This window comes from Paenibacillus sp. UNC451MF (genome assembly GCF_000686845.1).
GTDB lineage: Bacteria > Bacillota > Bacilli > Paenibacillales > NBRC-103111 > Paenibacillus_S.
The window spans coordinates 178,881-195,410 of sequence record NZ_JMLS01000018.1 but is presented as its reverse complement, the minus strand read 5'-3'; the positions used below and the strand labels follow the sequence as shown (position 1 = coordinate 195,410).

The window sequence follows — 16,530 nt, the reverse complement described above, 5'->3', positions numbered from 1 at the left end:
GATCGTATAACAGAGCTTGTCTTAAGCTCAAAATTCAATGCTAGCGAGAATTTTCATTCTCTTTAAAACATTCACTCGTTGTTCAGTTTTCAAAGGACAATTTTGGAACCGATCATTTTCATCATCCTCAACGACCGGAATTTAAATATATCACATTTCTCTATATGAATGCAATTTTTTTTTCGAAATCACTTGAATTTTTTCTTGGCATTCATTAAAGACAGATTCACAATATAGCACGGATTGATGAGTTTAGCAAACTTTTTTCACCTCGTTTCTCATAATCAACACAAGAGTATGCTTTATAAGTCTGAAATATGGACACAATATAATAAAAAACGGAGGTGTCTTTCTTTCAATGAACTCACAATTTTCTGTAGCTCGTTTGACCCCGGAAGTGCTGACTCAAATCCAACACCTTGAAGATCAACTTCGCTTGGATTCCAACCAAAACATCGTGCTCATTGCATACTCCGACAATAGTTCAGAAAGCCATAAGTCTCGCCCTTCCAGCAATCAATAAATAAAACTAACATCGTTGTTAAAATAACTATTGATTATTCCCTCTAAAACATAATAAAAAGGTTGTCTTGTGGTCAGCATTAATTTGACCCTTCAGACAACCTTTTCTTTTTAATAAAGCTCATAACTCCTCACCAGTTGGTTTGGCTTGCTCTCCACCATTCATTTTCGCTAAAGAGCTATTCTTATCTGTTACTAACTGGCGAAACTGCTTCACACGTGATTCAGCCTCAATAGTCTCGTTCGTACCAACTTGAAATACTGACGATGCAACTATCCCTAATACAGTAACCTTGCCCACCTTAATAGTATCGCACACATGGTCAATCTTCATATCGACTGTTTCCGTAACGTCGGGCAATGGAATTTCGCGTGAAAAAAGCGGGAGTTGCTCAAAATTCCCTTCATCCCCTTTAAAATCGGCAACTTCTCTTTGGACAGCGATGACTCTGGAGGAAGGACGATTATTTTTATTATCACCTATTTGGATAATGGAAGCTTCCGACACATTGAATACTTTTATATATTTAACAATAGACCATCGATTCATAATTCATTCTTCCGATGCCAATGGCACAAGAGGACCGGTTGTAACTGATTCAGGCGGTGTGTCCGAAATGGATGAGAGCACAATCTGTTCCGTATCCCCGATTAAAAGTACTGATGATACTGAAACCCCTATTACTCTTATCTCTCCAACACATAGCCCTTTATTAACCACTTGAAAATTCATTACTCACTCACGTCCTTTTGAGTCATTTTAGAGATGTAATGATCAAAGGCTTGCTTAATATCTGCCTTCGTTCTAAAAAGAACTGAATCCTTTATAGTACCCAATTGATCAGCTGTCGCGCCGTTGTGAAAATAATATAACATTCTTTCTTTCATTTGTTTGCTTAAGTCTTCCACTATCATCTTACGGTGCCATGGATCTAGATTGAACCCGGCTTTTTCCTGAATATATTCAAACTGCTCCGGCACCTGCTTATCGAGATATTGTTGAAGCTCGCTCTGTACGGACACCTGTAGCTCAGATGTCTGATTCACAGGTTCACCATTTTGCTTAGTTACTTCTTCACCTACTGCCATATCTTCAAGAGATTGAGGTGTGATTCCAATGTTTAGCGTGCCATCCAGCTTCTCAACTTTCAATTGATCAAATTTATACTCAATTTTGTCAATACGAATCCCTCTTTGTTCCCTCAAGGCGTTTAGTTCCTGCTTAACCGAATCGAGTGTTTTTTCCAGTTCAGCCACTTTCTCGGATTGAGCCCGGATATAATGATGCAAATTTTGAAAGTATAAGTTCCACTGCTGCCAGGCATTCATTATGTTCAACACCTCCTCCCACAGAGTATGCAGATAGAAGGATATGGGTGTTAGCCCAATTATTTCGGACTAGGTAAAGGAATAATCGATGGGGCAGCCCCGCCCCCTTCTTGCTTCGGTGTTGGCCCTGCAAATCCGCCTGTATTGTATTGATTGGACAACGGCTTGATCATCCCAGCACTTCCTATCTGCAGAATGGATGAGTTTGTCACGTTATCTACTCGCAATTGGTGGATGACGATATTTTGATTGACAATAAGATTCATTAAACGACCCCCTTGTTTCCGACCGTACTTTGAGTGGAATCGGCCACGTCATTGTCATTAGTATTCGTATTACTAATTGCATTATTGGTAACGGGGAAATCACCAGTATTGAATGACCCTCCTCCGGCAAATGTTTTAGATGTGCTCTCTGGTGCTAACTGAACGGCATCCCCTATTTGCACAATGGAGCCGTGATCAATGGATAAAATTTTAATATTACCAACAATGGAAGGCATAGGCGTAGCTCCTTTGTTCTTCTTGCTCCATTGTATGTAGTTATGCGCCTAGTGGTACATCTGATGAGAAAGGAATCTTGGGAGTGTATCATTATGGATGTTCATTTCATATAATGTTTTGTATTTATAGGCGGAAGGAGGATGTTCCGGATGAACCGCAGCAACAACAATCAATCTCGGTGGGAAGCCATTGAATCGATATTAGGGACGAAGCTGCCCAATTTGCCGTCCGATCAGCACTTGGAGCTATGGAAGGATACCTCGTGGGTTGAAGACTATGTCAAGCATATGTTGGAAAAAAGCCTCCCCAAGCGGGGCATGCTTAAAGGAGTCAAGGATTCCGAAATATTCGAAACCCACCATTTTGTTATTGTGAAAATGAATATGGCGAATAACGCCAATCCAATCGTTAAGATTCGAACTGATCAAGTAAAGGTGGAAGGCATCTCGGGTTCTAATGCCCAGGTTGTGCGCCTCCCCTGCCATATCGATACCCGTTACTCCAGAGCTTCTTATAAAGACGGGATATTACAAATAAAAATGCGTAAGAAAAAAATAAATAAAGCCTATCATGAGATTTCCATAAGATATCTGTAACTGTAGTACGCCTCATTCAGATAGCAGAAGGAGAAGCTCTATGTATCAGATCATTATTGATTTATCAGACCGTAAGCTTCATTTGCTAGATGGCAACCGCGTTATCCATAGTTATCCTATTGGAATAGGAAAAGTACTGACAAAAACACCCGAGGGCATTTACACTATTGTAAATAAAGCACCAAATCCAGGCGGTCCTTTCGGCGCCTTTTGGATGGGCTTGTCTCGCCCTCACTATGGCATCCATGGAACTAACGATCCGTCTTCCATCGGACATGAAGTATCACACGGCTGTGTGCGTATGTACAACCAAGATGTTCTAGCTCTTGCAGCCATCGTACCTATTGGTACTAGAGTCACCATTCGAAAATAATCGTTGTCACAATGCCGATACATACCCAACTCGGCACATGGAAGTTTAAAAATCCCCTGAATATAAAAAACCACCTTGCAATGAATAATTACAAGGTGGTTCTTTGTCATAACTTATTTACCGGATTCAACAGTAATTTTGTCAGAAACGGTATCTCTAATCACTGACATGACTAATTGTAGCAAATAATTAATGTCTTCCTGTGACTGACGGAATTCATTAACAATTGGAATGTTATCTAGTTGATCTTGAAGCTCTTCAATTTCTTTTTCAATTTTGTCAACCATCTTTTTATTTTCAAACGATTCAAAAGCTACTATTTCTTTTTGTTTTTTCTTAATAGCGCTTATTAATGTTTGGATTTGATCGTTGGAAGAAATTTGATTTTCTGCTTTTTGAAAAAACTGCACTTCATTCGAAGTAGATATCAGGTCTGCCAGTTCTTTGGCTTTCACTAAAATATCCTCGCGAACGATCATTTCTGTATTTGTGTAACACTCCATTTGACTGCACTGCATATGTTCGTGATCGTGATCATGATCATGATTATGTTGTCCCGACATAGCCGGTCACGCCCCTCAACATGTATATTTGCTTTTTTATAATGCTACCGCAGTAGGTACCCATTCCCCTTTAATATACCAGGTTTGAGCATCCGTAATTTGGACCGGCACAATTTTACCGATCAATTCTTTTGGCCCTACTAAATGAACCAGCTTGTTTGTACGAGTACGTCCGGCAAGCACGTCTGCATTATTTTTACTTTCGCCTTCAACGAGGACATCCAGCAGCTTACCTTTCATGCTTTCGTTGCTCTCTTTACTGAACTCCGCCAAAACCGCGTTCAAACGATACAAACGTTCTTTCTTCACCTGCATAGGTACATCGTCTGCCATATCAGCAGCAGGAGTACCTTCACGCGGCGAATAAATAAATGTATACGCACTGTCATACTTCACTTGTTTGACCAGCTCCAATGTTTCCTCGAACTGTTCATCGGTTTCCCCTGGAAACCCAACGATGATATCTGTAGTCAAGCTTGCGTCCGGGATCGCTGCCTTGATTTTGTCCACAAGATTCAAATAATGCTCACGAGTATACTTACGGCTCATGCGCTTCAAAATCTCGTTACTGCCCGATTGAACCGGTAGATGGATTTGCTCAACCAGATTTCCTCTTTTGGCAAGAACTTCGATCAAGTGATCATCAAAGTCACGAGGATGTGAAGTCGTAAATCGAACACGTGGAATATCAATCTTGGAAATATCGTTCATCAAATCACCGAAACGGTATTCGATATCTTCAAAATCTTTACCATACGCATTGACGTTCTGTCCAAGCAGCATAATCTCCTGAAAGCCTTGTCTCGCTAAGTCACGAACCTCTGCCAACACATCTTCAGGTCTGCGACTCCGTTCCTTCCCACGAGTATAAGGAACAATGCAATAGGTACAGAATTTATCGCAACCATACATGATGTTGACCCAAGCTTTGATTCCTTCGCGTTTTTTTGGAAGATTCTCGACGATATCGCCTTCCTTGGACCAAACCTCGATAACCATTTCCTTACTAAAGAAAGCTTCCTTCAACAAATGCGGTAAGCGATGAATGTTGTGTGTCCCGAATATTAAATCTACAAAACCATGCTTTTGCAAAATCCGGTTAACAACAGCCTCTTCCTGCGACATACAGCCGCACACGCCAAGGACAAGTGATGGCTTCTCTGCTTTTAGATGCTTAAGATGGCCAAGCTCACCGAACACTTTATCTTCTGCATTTTCACGTACAGCACAGGTGTTTAATAAAATGACATCGGCTAATTTGCGATCCTCCGTAGCTTTGTATCCCATCTGCTCGAGCAAGCCCATAATCGTTTCTGTATCGTGCTCGTTCATCTGACAGCCGTAGGTTTGAATTAAATAATATTTATCTTGACCAAACTTTTGCATGTCTTCAGGGATCTCAAAGTTATAGTGAACCTTGATATCTTCCTTCCCTCTCTTTTTCGCGTCAGTTAAAGAAGGAGGTTGAAAATATATAGAATAATCTTTATCAGATTTGTTCTTTGTTGTCATTACGCGTTCCTCCTGAAATAAGCTGCAAATATCATACCTTTTATTATATCATTATTTTAGCAGCAATTTCAAAGAAAAATCGCATTCCACTAGGACAGTATTGTAGCCATATCTCCTGTTTTGACGCCTGCAGCGTTCGCTTCATCCGTATCGATGTGCATATCAAGTGCATATTGATCGGAAACACGAGCCAACACTCTCTCAAAAATAAGTGAACGTTCTCCTTCAACTCTTACTGTTAACAGTTGCTTGTCCGCAATCCCCCAGCGCGCTGCGTCATCTGTATGAAAGTGTATGTGTCGGCCAGCAACGATGACACCTTCTGTAATATCAATTTGACCTGCAGGTCCAATGATCGTAATTCCAGGAGTTCCGGCAATATTACCTGATTCACGTACTGGCGGATTCATGCCGAGCACGAAAGCGTCGGAGCGCGAAACCTCAAGCTGTGTTTTCCCCCTAGCAGGACCTAGAATTCTTACTTTGTCGAACCTGCCTTTTGGACCAACAACCGCTACCGTCTCAGCCGCTGCATATTGACCTGGTTGAGACAAATCTTTCAATACACTTAATTGATAACCACTCCCGAACAATTGTTCGATATGTTCAACCGACAAGTGAATATGTCTTGCCGAAACGCCTATAGGTACTTGTTTCATAGGAATAACCCCCCATTGTTTTGTCTTATGTACGTATTTCATTATGTGCATACTCTCCATGATTATAACGTACGGTAGTAAAAAAAGCATACGGCAGCGCCGCATGCTTTTGTAAAGTTCATAAAATTATTTAAATTCTGCCATTAATTTCTCGAATTCTTGTTCCGTGATTTTAATGTTTTGTTTAGCCAAAGCCTCTTCTTTAAATCCAGGAACATGGCTTTCATAGCTATCTTTGTTAGTATTTTGATAGATCAATCCAGTAAGCAAGCCGTTTGTTTCCATGATTTTAGTCATAGCCATAACGCGGTTGCTTGGGTCGTAATCCGGTGTTTCTTCCAGATCAACGATATTTTCTTTAAACCAGTCATACGTATTTACTTTGTTAAAAGTAACACATGGGCTGAATACGTTGATAAAGGAGAAGCCTTTATGTTTCATACCCGCTTCAATCAAAGCTGTCAGCTGTTTCAAGTTACTGGAGAACGACTGAGCGACGAATGTTGCACCAGCAGCCAAAGCTACTTCCAATGGAGACAATGCAGATTCGATGGAGCCTGACGGTGTACTTTTCGTTTTGAAGCCTTCAGCGCTTCGCGGCGAAGTTTGACCTTTAGTCAAGCCGTAGATTTGGTTATCCATAACGATGTAAGTAATGTCGATGTTACGACGAATTGCGTGAACCGTATGACCCATACCGATCGCAAAACCGTCACCGTCACCGCCTGCAGCAAGAACAGTCAACTCGCGGTTAGCCATTTTCAAGCCTTGAGCGATAGGAAGGGAACGACCATGAACACCATGGAAGCCATATGCATTAATGTAACCGGAAATACGTCCGGAACAACCGATACCAGAGACTACACCCAATTGCTCAGGCTCCAATCCTACATTGGCAGCAGCTCTTTGAATAGCCGCTTGGATGGAGAAGTCTCCACACCCTGGACACCAGTTAGGTTTAATATTGTTACGAAAATCTTTTAACGTTGCCATACTGGACTCAACTCCTGACAAAATGTAGTGATTTCTGCTGGCAAGAATGGGTTACCGTTATATTTCAACAAGCTCTTAATTTTTTCTGGAGAACCAACGTTCAATTTGATTAAGGAAGCCAATTGAGCCGTTGCGTTGTTTTCAATAACAACAACTGTTTTTGCTTTTGCCATTTGAGCTTTCAGCTCTTCAGCAGGGAAAGGATGCAGCAAACGAACCGTTACGTGATTTGTTTTGATGCCTTGTTTCTCCAAACGTGCTCTAGCTTCATCGATGGTACCACCAGTGGAGCCCATACCGATAAGAAGCAGATCCGCTTCTTCGTGAGGAGCGTCTACAAGGATCGGGTTCGTTACTTTTACGTGATTCAATTTCTCCATACGTTTATCCATCATTTTTTTACGGTTTTCCGTGCTTTCAGATGGACGTCCTTCTTGGTCGTGCTCTACGCCTGTAACATGGTGCAAACCATATTTTTGACCAGGAATCGATCTTGGAGAAACACCGTCTTGTGCAAACTCGTAACGTTTGAACAATTTGTTTTCTTCCGTCGGAGGCAATTCACCTTGAACCAATCGACCACGGTCGATAACAATTTTATTGTAATCCAACAATTCACTGGATTGTTTACCCAGGGAAAGCTGAAGGTCTGTCAACAAGATAACTGGCACTTGATATTTCTCTGCCAAGTTGAACGCTTCAACTGTATCGTAAAAGCACTCTTCAATTGTGGATGGGGACAGAACGATTTTTGGAATTTCACCATGCGTTCCGTAGATCATCGCATACAAGTCAGATTGCTCTTGTTTTGTAGGAAGACCTGTACTTGGACCACCACGTTGTGTATCCACAATAACGATTGGAGTTTCAGTCATACCGGCAAGACCGATAGCTTCCATCATCAAGGAAAGACCAGGACCTGCAGATGCAGTCATCGTACGAACGCCACCGTAGTTACCGCCGATAGCCATTGTTACCGCTGCGATCTCGTCCTCTGTTTGAATAACTGTACCGCCGAATTTAGGCAATGCTTTGATTAAGTATTCCATGATCTCCGAAGCAGGTGTGATCGGATATGCAGGCATGAAACGACAGCCGGCAGCTACAGCACCCAAGCCGATAGCATCGTTACCGATGATGAACAGCTTTTGCTTGCCGTCAGCAGGCTCAAGTTGGAACTCAGGCAATGGACCGCCGTTCATTTCCAAGATGAACTCAGCCGCTTTACGAACTGCTTCAATGTTCTTTTCAACTACAGCAGGACCTTTACGTCCGAACTCTTCCTCAACTGCTTTATTAAATACTTCCAGAGGCAAACCAAGCAATGCCCAAGATGCGCCGGAAGCAGCCATGTTCTTAAATAGGGATGTTCCGAGCTCTTCAGCAATCGCTGTGATAGGCACAGGGAACAAACGAGCTTTAACGCCTTCAGGCACAACAGGATTAAATTTGGCGTCTGCTACAACTACGCCATTCTCACGAAGCTCATGCGCATTCAAATCGATGGTTTCTTGGTCAAATGCAACAAGGATATCCAAGTCGTCGGAAATAGCACGAATTGGTTTCGTACTGATTCTTATCTTGTTGTTGGTGTGTCCCCCCTTAATACGAGAGGAGAAATGACGGTACCCATACAAATAATATCCCAGACGATTCAATGCCGTCGAGAAGATTTTGTCGGTACTTTCTACACCTTCCCCTTGTTGTCCTCCGATCTTCCAAGATAATTGGCTAATCACCGTTGTCCACTCCTTTTAATGTCACTGACACTGCAATAGATCAACTTAAGCTTAAAAGAAATTTCACATATGGATAAAAAATTTCTTTCAGTTGTCATCCAAATAATATGACTTTACCAGATAAAAAGCAAGTGGTTTGGTCCAAATTGAAAGATAGTATTTTTAGATGATATCCATACCGAAAAGAGATCAGTCTGTACAGCATATATCTACAATACAGATATAACGTTTAACGAGCAGGTAAATGCCGCTGTAAAAACCGATACCAATTCCGAAAAAAGAAGTCATTAATCCATTCATCTTTGTAGTATTTACTTAAACATTCAGCCAAATGATTATACTGACCTGCATGCTCAAGATCAGGAATCCATTTGCTGATTCCGTCAAAATCCGAGCCAAGAACCAAGTGTTTCTCCCCGCCTAAAGCGCATATATGGTCTATATGCTTCGTAAGGTCGCTGATCGAGGCTGATCCCTGATCATTGACAAACCAGGGGACAAACGTGATGCCAATTCTTCCTTGCTTTTGAATTAGCACACGGATTTGATTGTCATCCAAATTTCGTGGATGTCCGCAAATCGCCTTAGCGTTGGAATGAGTGGCCACGAACGGCTTCTCTGACAATACAGCCACATCCCAGAATGATTTTTCAGAAAGATGGGATACATCAATCATTATACCCAAATCATTGCATTCTTTAATAAATCTTTTTCCTTTTCTCGAAAAACCTCCTTTTCTTGGTTCCAAAACACCGTCAGCAGCCCAATTCCCATAATTCCATGTAGCTCCAATTAATCGAATTCCGAGATGAAACAAGGTTTGGGTGTACAAGGGATTATCTTGAATTGCATCGGCACCTTCCAATGTTAGAACGGCTCCCTTTTGATTTCCGCTCATGACTTCGAGCAAGTCCGTTTGGTTTTTTATTAGTTTGATTCGGGGATCAGAAATGATTTTCTGATAAAAAATATTTATGTACTCTAAATAATGTTCAAAATAAGGTTGTCGGATCTTATCGGGTAAAAAAATAGCGAAAAACTGAATCTTAACTCCTGATTGCACCATTCTAGAATAGGTTACATCAAGCGCGGTCGTTTGAGGATTATAAAAGTCCAATTCCCGATTTTCATACATTTTGTACAATACATCGCAGTGTCCATCAATGATTGTCATGCTTCTTCACGCTCCTCGATATGAATAATTACATGTAAATTCCTTTTTTCGAAGGAAATCGCTGTAATCCTATTCACTTCCGTTCCAATGGGCAACGTGATACGAAAACAATAAAAAACCTGTCTACATAGTAAACAGGTGTGTTTGCTGCATAAATATAATGAAATACTATTGCCTATCTAGGTTCCACAATGAGCTTAATAGCCGTGCGATCTTCACCGTCAATGACTATATCCGTAAACGCTGGTATGCAAATCAGATCAACCCCGCTGGGAGCCACAAATCCTCGTGCAATCGCTACTGCTTTTATCGCTTGGTTGAGAGCTCCAGCCCCGATTGCCTGCAGCTCAGCTGCTCCGCGTTCACGCAATACCCCTGCTAACGCGCCGGCTACGGAGTTAGGATTGGACTTTGCTGAAACTTTTAATACTTCCATGAAAAGTACCTCCTCGGGAATGATGGATTGCTTCCAGTACTAATCATATTCTAGGAAATTGACAATAATTCCTTCTTCCCGAAGATAGTATTAACTAATAATTTTGAATTGTCAGACAATTATTCAATAATGAATTGATCTTCTTCCATACGGATCAATTGTACTTTTTTTCCTAGGCCTGTCACAGGATCTACATCAATACAAACTGCATGAAAATGCCATTTCCCTTCATCTACAACGAACCGGACAGGAAGCTGTGTTTTGAACTTTTGAAGCACTGCGCCTCTTTCCATGCCTAAGATTCCATCTCTAGGCCCTACCATCCCTACATCGGTCACATAAGCGGTTCCTTGCGGTAAAATGCGCTCGTCATGAGTCTGTACATGGGTATGGGTTCCCACAACTGCAGAGACCTTGCCGTCCAAGTGCCAGCCCATAGCCAGCTTCTCAGAAGTAGCTTCAGCGTGAAAATCAACCAGTACATATTTGTTGCGCTTTTTGATGCCTTCCAGTATAGAGTCTACTTTCTCGAAAGGGCAATCGAGCGGCGGTAAAAACGTACGCCCTTGTACATTAATAATGACAAGTTCTTGGTCCTTTACTTTAATCGTAGTGAAGCCTCTGCCTGGGGTACCTTTAGGGAAGTTCGCCGGACGAACCATACGCTCTTCATCATCAATGAAATCAAATATTTCCTTTTGATCCCAAGTATGATTCCCCATAGTGATTCCATGAACGCCTAGTTCGAACAATTCTTTCGCTATTGTGGAAGTAATCCCTCTCCCTGCAGCTGCATTTTCCCCGTTTGCTATAATAAAAGTCGGATTAAATTTTGATTTAAGTCCCGGCAAGCAAGCTTTAACCGCTTTTCTTCCAACTGAACCGACAATATCACCGATAAATAGAATTCTCATTTCTTGTGCTCCTTTTCATCCGTTGACCCTTCTAAGCGGAAAAGAAAAGTGGCTTATTCAGCCACTTTTCTTCTTAGTGTATGCAATTTGTTATTTTGCGTATTCTACTGCACGAGTTTCGCGAATTACCGTTACCTTAATGTGACCCGGATAATCCAGCTCTCCCTCGATTTTCTTCGTTATATCGCGTGCCAGACGGAACGCTTCTGTATCATCAACCTTCTCTGGCTGTACCATAACCCTAACTTCACGACCCGCTTGAATTGCGTACGATTTCTCGACACCTTCGAACGATTCGGAAATTTCTTCAAGCTTCTCTAGACGCTTGATATAGGTTTCCAGCGTTTCACGACGAGCTCCAGGGCGTGCAGCCGATAAAGCATCTGCCGCGCCAACCAGCATCGCTATAACCGATGTGGCTTCACAATCACCGTGGTGAGAAGCAATACTGTTAATGACTACAGGATGCTCCTTGTACTTCTTGGCAATTTCTACGCCGATTTCAACGTGAGAACCTTCAACTTCGTGGTCCAAAGCTTTACCGATGTCATGTAGGAGACCGGCACGTTTCGCCAATGTCACGTCTTCCCCGAGTTCTCCAGCCATTAATCCTGTCAAGTAGGCCACTTCCATTGAATGCTTCAACACATTTTGCCCATAGCTTGTTCTAAATTTCAAACGGCCCAAAATTTTGATCAAATCAGGATGCAGTCCGTGTACTCCGGTTTCGAATGTTGCCTGTTCACCGTATTCACGAATACGCTCATCCACTTCCTTACGGGACTTCTCGACCATTTCTTCAATGCGAGCGGGATGAATACGTCCGTCTGCAACCAATTTCTCAAGAGAAGTACGGGCAATCTCCCGTCGAATAGGATCGAAACCGGACAGGATCACTGCCTCAGGAGTATCGTCAATAATAAGATCGATTCCCGTCAATGTCTCCAGAGCACGGATATTTCTTCCTTCGCGACCGATAATGCGCCCTTTCATTTCTTCATTAGGCAGGGAAACGACTGAAACCGTTGTTTCTGCCACATGATCAGCTGCACATCTTTGGATTGCCAGCGTAATAATTTCGCGAGCTTTCTTGTCGCCTTCTTCTTTAGCCTGTTGCTCGATTTCTTTAATTAATTGAGCTGTTTCATGACGAACTTCTTGCTCCACATTCGTGAGGATAATGTTCTTGGCATCCTCCATCGTGAGGGCGGATATTCGCTCCAGCTCCGCAACTTGATTCTTATAAATGTCATCAATTTGCGATTGGGTTTCTTCGATTCTTTTCTCTTTGTTGGCGACCTGCTCTTCTTTCTTTTCCAGAGATTCTAATTTTTTATCCAGCGACTCCTCTTTTTGCAACAATCGTCTCTCTAATCGTTGTGTTTCGTTTCGACGATCACGAATGTCCTTTTCAGCTTCGGTTCTGAGCTTGTGAATCTCATCCTTAGCTTCCAGAACCGTCTCTTTCTTAAGTGCCTCCGCTTCTTTCTTAGCATTTTCTTTAATTTGCTCTGCGGCTTGCTCGGCACTAGAAATCTTCGCTTCTGCAATGGACTTGCGGATAATATAACCAATCCCTAAGCAAATCACACCAACAAAGAGGATGATTAAGATCCAGATGGCCGGATTCAGCATCCAGTTCACCTCCTCGTTGTTTCTCCAAGGGGTAAGCTTGGGACAGTATGGTTTTTAATCCGTTTAACAAACGTAAGATAAAGTAAAAATTGGCGATTTTACTTTGCGAATCTCCCTATTCAAGTGGCAGGAAGATTCTGTGTATAAAATTATACATGATTATTTTATCTTTTGTCGAAGAAGCTTGTCAAGGTGTCCGCTGCATAAATGATTTATCCAGCAGATCTATTCACCCAAACAATGCGCATATATCAAGGAAACCTGCGGTTTATACCCCTGTTAATATTCTTCAAATTCACCTTCATTATTATCGAGTTCATCTTCGTTCGCAGCCCCATAAGCCTGCACTAAATCTCTCATTACACGCGAAACCAGGCTCGATGAATAGCCTCTCCGCATAAGAAAGCCCATAGCTTTACGTCTTGCTTTCACGGAGTCTTCCGCAAATTCAGTACGATACCGTTTAAAAACAAGATCGAACGCATGACGATACTCTGTCTCTTCATCCACCTTTTCCAGTGCGTGAACAATATGCTGCGACTGAAGCCCCTTATGCTGCAGCTCTTGCTTTACCCAATGGCGCCCTTTTTTTTGAGAGCGTATCCGCTGCATGGTAAGCTGTTCTGCAAACAGCATGTCATCTACATACTTCTCTTGCCTTAATCGCTCAATCGTGATAGCACTAATATTAGGTTCATAGCCTTTTTGCTTTAACCGCACTTTAAGCTCATGCTCGGAACGAAGTCGCACAGCTAAAAGCCGTATGGCATCCAGATACGCTTGTTGCTTTTCTTGAGCATGGATGATCACTTTAAAATCATCGATACTAATTACAGTACCTTTGACAAGCCTATGCTTTATCAATATATCCTCATGTACAGAGAAGGCGAACTGCTCGTCAATAAAAAGGTTATACCTGTCCTTTATTCGTTTTTGCCGCTCTATTTTAGTAATCGTTCCACTGTGCATCGTTTCGGTATCATTGTCCAATCCAAACACCCCAAACATGTAGGAAAGGCACCTTATACCTAAGTACAGGTGCCCCAATTCCGTATTATTCAATTATCCTTATTCTTCGAATGCCAGAAGATCGTCTTCATCCTCATCTTTTTCGTGGAGATCGGAGCCGTTCGCAACAATCAAGTTGCTGTTCTCACGAATTTTCTTCTCGATTACATCTGCCACATGTGGATTTTCCTTCAGAAATTGCTTAGCATTTTCACGGCCTTGACCGAGACGATCATTATTAAAGGAATACCATGCGCCGCTCTTCTGAACGATATCCATCTCGCTTCCGATGTCGATGATACTGCCTTCTCTGGAAATGCCTTCCCCGTACATGATGTCAATGTCCGCTTGCTTAAATGGAGGTGCCACTTTGTTCTTAACGACTTTAATTCTTGTACGGTTACCAACCATATCATTTCCTTGCTTGATAGTCTCTACGCGACGAACATCCAGTCGAACCGTCGAGTAAAACTTCAGTGCGCGTCCACCAGGCGTTGTTTCTGGATTCCCGAACATGACGCCAACTTTCTCACGAAGCTGGTTGATGAAAATGGCGATAACTTTAGACTTGTTAATAGCCCCAGACAATTTACGCAAAGCTTGAGACATCAGACGCGCTTGCAAACCGACGTGGGAATCCCCCATCTCGCCCTCAATTTCAGCTTTTGGGACGAGAGCTGCAACGGAATCAATAACAATAATGTCAACAGCGCCGCTTCGAACGAGTGCCTCAGCGATTTCCAGTGCTTGTTCTCCTGTATCCGGCTGAGATAAGAGCAAGTCGTCAATGTTAATACCCAGCTTGCTTGCATACAACGGATCAAGGGCATGCTCTGCGTCGATAAAAGCAGCTTGTCCACCGGCCTTTTGCACTTCGGCAATCGCATGAAGAGCTACCGTCGTTTTACCTGAGGATTCCGGTCCGTATACTTCTATAATTCTACCACGCGGGAAGCCGCCGATACCTAATGCGATATCAAGAGCCAAAGATCCGCTTGGAATGGTTTCTACTTGCATATGAGTGGATTCACCCAATTTCATAATGGAGCCTTTACCAAATTGCTTCTCGATTTGACGGAGTGCATTCTCCAATGCTGCGCGACGATCTGACACAACAGTCACTTCCTTTTCTCTCGTATAATTAATTCCATGATAACTTGTTTTTGCTCTATTGCCAAGCATTTTTTGCGAACATACATTCGATTGTTAGTCAAAATAAAAACCGCAACAAGGTATATGCATTGTTACGGTTCTTCCGTTAAAACTATTATATTACATCTAACGAATAAATTACAAGCACTATTTTATAAGTCTCCTGAACGATTTAAAGAAGCTGCCACAGCTGATATAAAGCACTTTTTGCAGCACGAAGCTTAATCATTTCACGGTTACCAGTGAGTTGGAGCTGCTTTAGAGCCGTAGCCCCTCCCTTTTGAGCAACAGCTACATAAACAAGCCCTACCGGCTTTCCTTCCGACTCACCAGGACCTGCTACCCCAGTAATAGCAACAGCATAATCGGTTCCTGATTGCTCCAGTAGATTCTCCGCCAGCATACGCGCCGTTACATCGCTAATTGCTCCAGGGGCATCGTTCCCTTCTAGAACGTCCATAGGGATACCTAAAAGCCTGTGTTTCCATTCGTTAGTATAAACTACTATCCCGCCTTGAAACACCGAGGAGCTGCCTGATACAGCGGTCAGAAGGTCACTGACAAGTCCACCTGTGCAGCTTTCCGCTACAGCCAATTGAAGCCCTCTCACCTTCATTAGGCGTATAATTTCCTCTTCTAGGGTAACGTCTTCATTCGCATAAATATGCTGCCCTAGTCTTTGGCGTATCTCCGTCTCCACAGGGGATAACTTCTGTTCCGCTTCTTCCCTCGTAGCTGAACGCGTCGTCAAACGAACAGCTACTTCTCCCTCCTTGGCATACGTAGCGATTGTCGGGTCTGATTGAACCTGGACCAGATCAATAAGCTCATGCTCTAGCAGCGATTCCCCAATGCCTGCAAATTTCAGCATACGCGAATATAGCGGGTGTACGCCTGTCATTTTACTGGAAATCCAAGCTGCGGCATAACGCTCAAACATGGGCTTCATTTCCTTAGGAGGACCTGGTAAAAGAACATAGTGCGTCTGTTCATTGGTTAGCGCAACTCCGACTGCCATTCCGGTATCATTCGGCAGAGGATCGCTATCTTCAAGCATCAACGCTTGCCTTCTGTTGCTTTCAACCATATGCGCGCCACGATGACGGAAAAAGGCTTCGATTTTGTCCATTGACGGTTGATGAATATGTAGTTTACGACCCAAATATACAGCTAAAGCATCTTTAGTCAAATCATCCTGGGTTGGGCCAAGACCTCCCGTGAAGATGACGAGATCAGCGCGGCCAGCTGCTATCCGTATAGCATCTATAAGGCGGCTTTCATTGTCCCCCACCACGGTTTGAAAGTATACGCTGACCCCAAGATCCGCACAAGCGCGCGACAAAAACTGGGCGTTCGTATTGACGATTTGACCGAGAAGCAGTTCAGTCCCTACCGCAATAATTTCTGCTTTCATATCAACAT

The 16,530-nt window shown here is 42.7% G+C and carries 19 protein-coding genes; 2 read left to right on the top strand and 17 right to left on the bottom strand.

The window, feature by feature from the left end:
* Positions 1 to 643 precede the first annotated feature (643 nt).
* The 5 genes from BP97_RS36810 to BP97_RS0118900 are packed head-to-tail and all read right to left on the bottom strand — an operon-like array spanning position 644 to position 2,353.
* On the bottom strand, positions 644 to 1,072 hold the full coding sequence (locus BP97_RS36810; RefSeq protein ID WP_051620721.1) for a spore germination protein GerPE: 429 nt from the start codon (positions 1,070 to 1,072) through the stop codon (positions 644 to 646).
* Positions 1,073 to 1,075: 3 nt separating this feature from the next.
* The gene (locus BP97_RS40710) at positions 1,076 to 1,255 is read right to left on the bottom strand and encodes a spore gernimation protein GerPD (protein WP_081824258.1); all 180 of its coding nucleotides are present in this window, start codon (positions 1,253 to 1,255) and stop codon (positions 1,076 to 1,078) included.
* Positions 1,255 to 1,851, bottom strand: coding sequence for a spore germination protein GerPC (gerPC, locus tag BP97_RS0118910; protein WP_028550512.1), 597 nt, complete (start codon positions 1,849 to 1,851; stop codon positions 1,255 to 1,257). The genes BP97_RS40710 and gerPC overlap by 1 nt, the downstream gene beginning before the upstream one ends.
* Positions 1,852 to 1,910: 59 nt before the next feature.
* Positions 1,911 to 2,117 carry a spore germination protein GerPB gene (locus BP97_RS0118905; RefSeq protein ID WP_028550511.1) on the bottom strand — a complete coding sequence of 69 codons (207 nt, stop codon included), beginning with the start codon at positions 2,115 to 2,117 and terminating at the stop codon, positions 1,911 to 1,913.
* The gene (locus BP97_RS0118900; protein WP_028550510.1) at positions 2,117 to 2,353 is read right to left on the bottom strand and encodes a spore germination protein; all 237 of its coding nucleotides are present in this window, start codon (positions 2,351 to 2,353) and stop codon (positions 2,117 to 2,119) included. Before BP97_RS0118900 ends, BP97_RS0118905 begins: the two co-directional genes overlap by 1 nt.
* 150 nt (positions 2,354 to 2,503) lie before the next feature.
* Here BP97_RS0118900 and BP97_RS0118895 point away from each other — a divergent pair, with 150 nt between their 5' ends.
* A complete protein-coding gene (locus tag BP97_RS0118895) occupies positions 2,504 to 2,950 on the top strand; it encodes an Hsp20/alpha crystallin family protein (RefSeq protein ID WP_028550509.1) in 447 nt (148 codons plus the stop codon).
* Between the two features lie 40 nt (positions 2,951 to 2,990).
* Positions 2,991 to 3,323: a L,D-transpeptidase gene (locus tag BP97_RS0118890; protein WP_028550508.1), complete on the top strand. Its 333-nt coding sequence runs from the start codon at positions 2,991 to 2,993 to the stop codon at positions 3,321 to 3,323.
* A gap of 113 nt (positions 3,324 to 3,436) precedes the next feature.
* On the opposite strand, the gene BP97_RS0118885 is transcribed toward BP97_RS0118890, so the two are convergent.
* The 12 genes from BP97_RS0118885 to BP97_RS0118830 form a co-directional block, all read right to left on the bottom strand.
* On the bottom strand, positions 3,437 to 3,826 hold the full coding sequence (locus tag BP97_RS0118885) for a YlbF/YmcA family competence regulator (protein ID WP_028550507.1): 390 nt from the start codon (positions 3,824 to 3,826) through the stop codon (positions 3,437 to 3,439).
* A 96-nt stretch (positions 3,827 to 3,922) separates the two neighbouring features.
* Positions 3,923 to 5,398, bottom strand: coding sequence for a tRNA (N6-isopentenyl adenosine(37)-C2)-methylthiotransferase MiaB (gene miaB / locus BP97_RS0118880; protein WP_028550506.1), 1,476 nt, complete (start codon positions 5,396 to 5,398; stop codon positions 3,923 to 3,925).
* A gap of 89 nt (positions 5,399 to 5,487) precedes the next feature.
* Positions 5,488 to 6,057, bottom strand: a complete 570-nt coding sequence (pduL, locus tag BP97_RS0118875) for a phosphate propanoyltransferase (RefSeq protein ID WP_028550505.1) — start codon at positions 6,055 to 6,057, stop codon at positions 5,488 to 5,490.
* 126 nt (positions 6,058 to 6,183) lie between these two features.
* Positions 6,184 to 7,050 carry a 2-oxoacid:ferredoxin oxidoreductase subunit beta gene (locus tag BP97_RS0118870; RefSeq protein WP_028550504.1) on the bottom strand — a complete coding sequence of 289 codons (867 nt, stop codon included), beginning with the start codon at positions 7,048 to 7,050 and terminating at the stop codon, positions 6,184 to 6,186.
* A complete protein-coding gene (locus BP97_RS0118865) occupies positions 7,038 to 8,789 on the bottom strand; it encodes a 2-oxoacid:acceptor oxidoreductase subunit alpha (RefSeq protein WP_028550503.1) in 1,752 nt (583 codons plus the stop codon). The genes BP97_RS0118870 and BP97_RS0118865 overlap by 13 nt, the downstream gene beginning before the upstream one ends.
* A gap of 229 nt (positions 8,790 to 9,018) precedes the next feature.
* Positions 9,019 to 9,963, bottom strand: coding sequence for a dipeptidase (locus BP97_RS0118860; protein WP_028550502.1), 945 nt, complete (start codon positions 9,961 to 9,963; stop codon positions 9,019 to 9,021).
* A 175-nt stretch (positions 9,964 to 10,138) separates the two neighbouring features.
* Positions 10,139 to 10,399 (bottom strand): stage V sporulation protein S, encoded by a 261-nt coding sequence (locus tag BP97_RS0118855; RefSeq protein ID WP_006286829.1) that lies wholly within the window; start codon positions 10,397 to 10,399, stop codon positions 10,139 to 10,141.
* A 119-nt stretch (positions 10,400 to 10,518) separates the two neighbouring features.
* Positions 10,519 to 11,313 carry a TIGR00282 family metallophosphoesterase gene (locus tag BP97_RS0118850; protein ID WP_028550501.1) on the bottom strand — a complete coding sequence of 265 codons (795 nt, stop codon included), beginning with the start codon at positions 11,311 to 11,313 and terminating at the stop codon, positions 10,519 to 10,521.
* A gap of 90 nt (positions 11,314 to 11,403) precedes the next feature.
* On the bottom strand, positions 11,404 to 12,948 hold the full coding sequence (rny, locus tag BP97_RS0118845) for a ribonuclease Y (RefSeq protein WP_442952375.1): 1,545 nt from the start codon (positions 12,946 to 12,948) through the stop codon (positions 11,404 to 11,406).
* Positions 12,949 to 13,227: 279 nt separating this feature from the next.
* Positions 13,228 to 13,956 carry a RecX family transcriptional regulator gene (locus BP97_RS0118840; protein WP_231506336.1) on the bottom strand — a complete coding sequence of 243 codons (729 nt, stop codon included), beginning with the start codon at positions 13,954 to 13,956 and terminating at the stop codon, positions 13,228 to 13,230.
* A 60-nt stretch (positions 13,957 to 14,016) separates the two neighbouring features.
* Positions 14,017 to 15,069: a recombinase RecA gene (gene recA, locus BP97_RS0118835; protein WP_028550498.1), complete on the bottom strand. Its 1,053-nt coding sequence runs from the start codon at positions 15,067 to 15,069 to the stop codon at positions 14,017 to 14,019.
* A 211-nt stretch (positions 15,070 to 15,280) separates the two neighbouring features.
* Positions 15,281 to 16,522, bottom strand: a complete 1,242-nt coding sequence (locus BP97_RS0118830) for a competence/damage-inducible protein A (RefSeq protein ID WP_028550497.1) — start codon at positions 16,520 to 16,522, stop codon at positions 15,281 to 15,283.
* Between the last annotated feature and the right edge of the window lie 8 nt (positions 16,523 to 16,530).

Bases quoted from the DNA above. Each gene is read 5' to 3' on its own strand.
- BP97_RS36810 (WP_051620721.1), bottom strand. From the start codon at position 1,072: ATGAATCGATGGTCTATTGTTAAATATATAAAAGTATTCAATGTGTCG.
- BP97_RS40710 (WP_081824258.1), bottom strand. From the start codon at position 1,255: ATGAATTTTCAAGTGGTTAATAAAGGGCTATGTGTTGGAGAGATAAGA.
- gerPC (WP_028550512.1), bottom strand. From the start codon at position 1,851: ATGAATGCCTGGCAGCAGTGGAACTTATACTTTCAAAATTTGCATCAT.
- BP97_RS0118905 (WP_028550511.1), bottom strand. From the start codon at position 2,117: ATGAATCTTATTGTCAATCAAAATATCGTCATCCACCAATTGCGAGTA.
- BP97_RS0118900 (WP_028550510.1), bottom strand. From the start codon at position 2,353: ATGCCTTCCATTGTTGGTAATATTAAAATTTTATCCATTGATCACGGC.
- BP97_RS0118895 (WP_028550509.1), top strand. From the start codon at position 2,504: ATGAACCGCAGCAACAACAATCAATCTCGGTGGGAAGCCATTGAATCG.
- BP97_RS0118890 (WP_028550508.1), top strand. From the start codon at position 2,991: ATGTATCAGATCATTATTGATTTATCAGACCGTAAGCTTCATTTGCTA.
- BP97_RS0118885 (WP_028550507.1), bottom strand. From the start codon at position 3,826: ATGGAGTGTTACACAAATACAGAAATGATCGTTCGCGAGGATATTTTA.
- miaB (WP_028550506.1), bottom strand. From the start codon at position 5,398: ATGACAACAAAGAACAAATCTGATAAAGATTATTCTATATATTTTCAA.
- pduL (WP_028550505.1), bottom strand. From the start codon at position 6,057: ATGAAACAAGTACCTATAGGCGTTTCGGCAAGACATATTCACTTGTCG.
- BP97_RS0118870 (WP_028550504.1), bottom strand. From the start codon at position 7,050: ATGGCAACGTTAAAAGATTTTCGTAACAATATTAAACCTAACTGGTGT.
- BP97_RS0118860 (WP_028550502.1), bottom strand. From the start codon at position 9,963: ATGACAATCATTGATGGACACTGCGATGTATTGTACAAAATGTATGAA.
- BP97_RS0118855 (WP_006286829.1), bottom strand. From the start codon at position 10,399: ATGGAAGTATTAAAAGTTTCAGCAAAGTCCAATCCTAACTCCGTAGCC.
- BP97_RS0118850 (WP_028550501.1), bottom strand. From the start codon at position 11,313: ATGAGAATTCTATTTATCGGTGATATTGTCGGTTCAGTTGGAAGAAAA.
- rny (WP_442952375.1), bottom strand. From the start codon at position 12,948: ATGCTGAATCCGGCCATCTGGATCTTAATCATCCTCTTTGTTGGTGTG.
- BP97_RS0118840 (WP_231506336.1), bottom strand. From the start codon at position 13,956: ATGTTTGGGGTGTTTGGATTGGACAATGATACCGAAACGATGCACAGT.
- BP97_RS0118830 (WP_028550497.1), bottom strand. From the start codon at position 16,522: ATGAAAGCAGAAATTATTGCGGTAGGGACTGAACTGCTTCTCGGTCAA.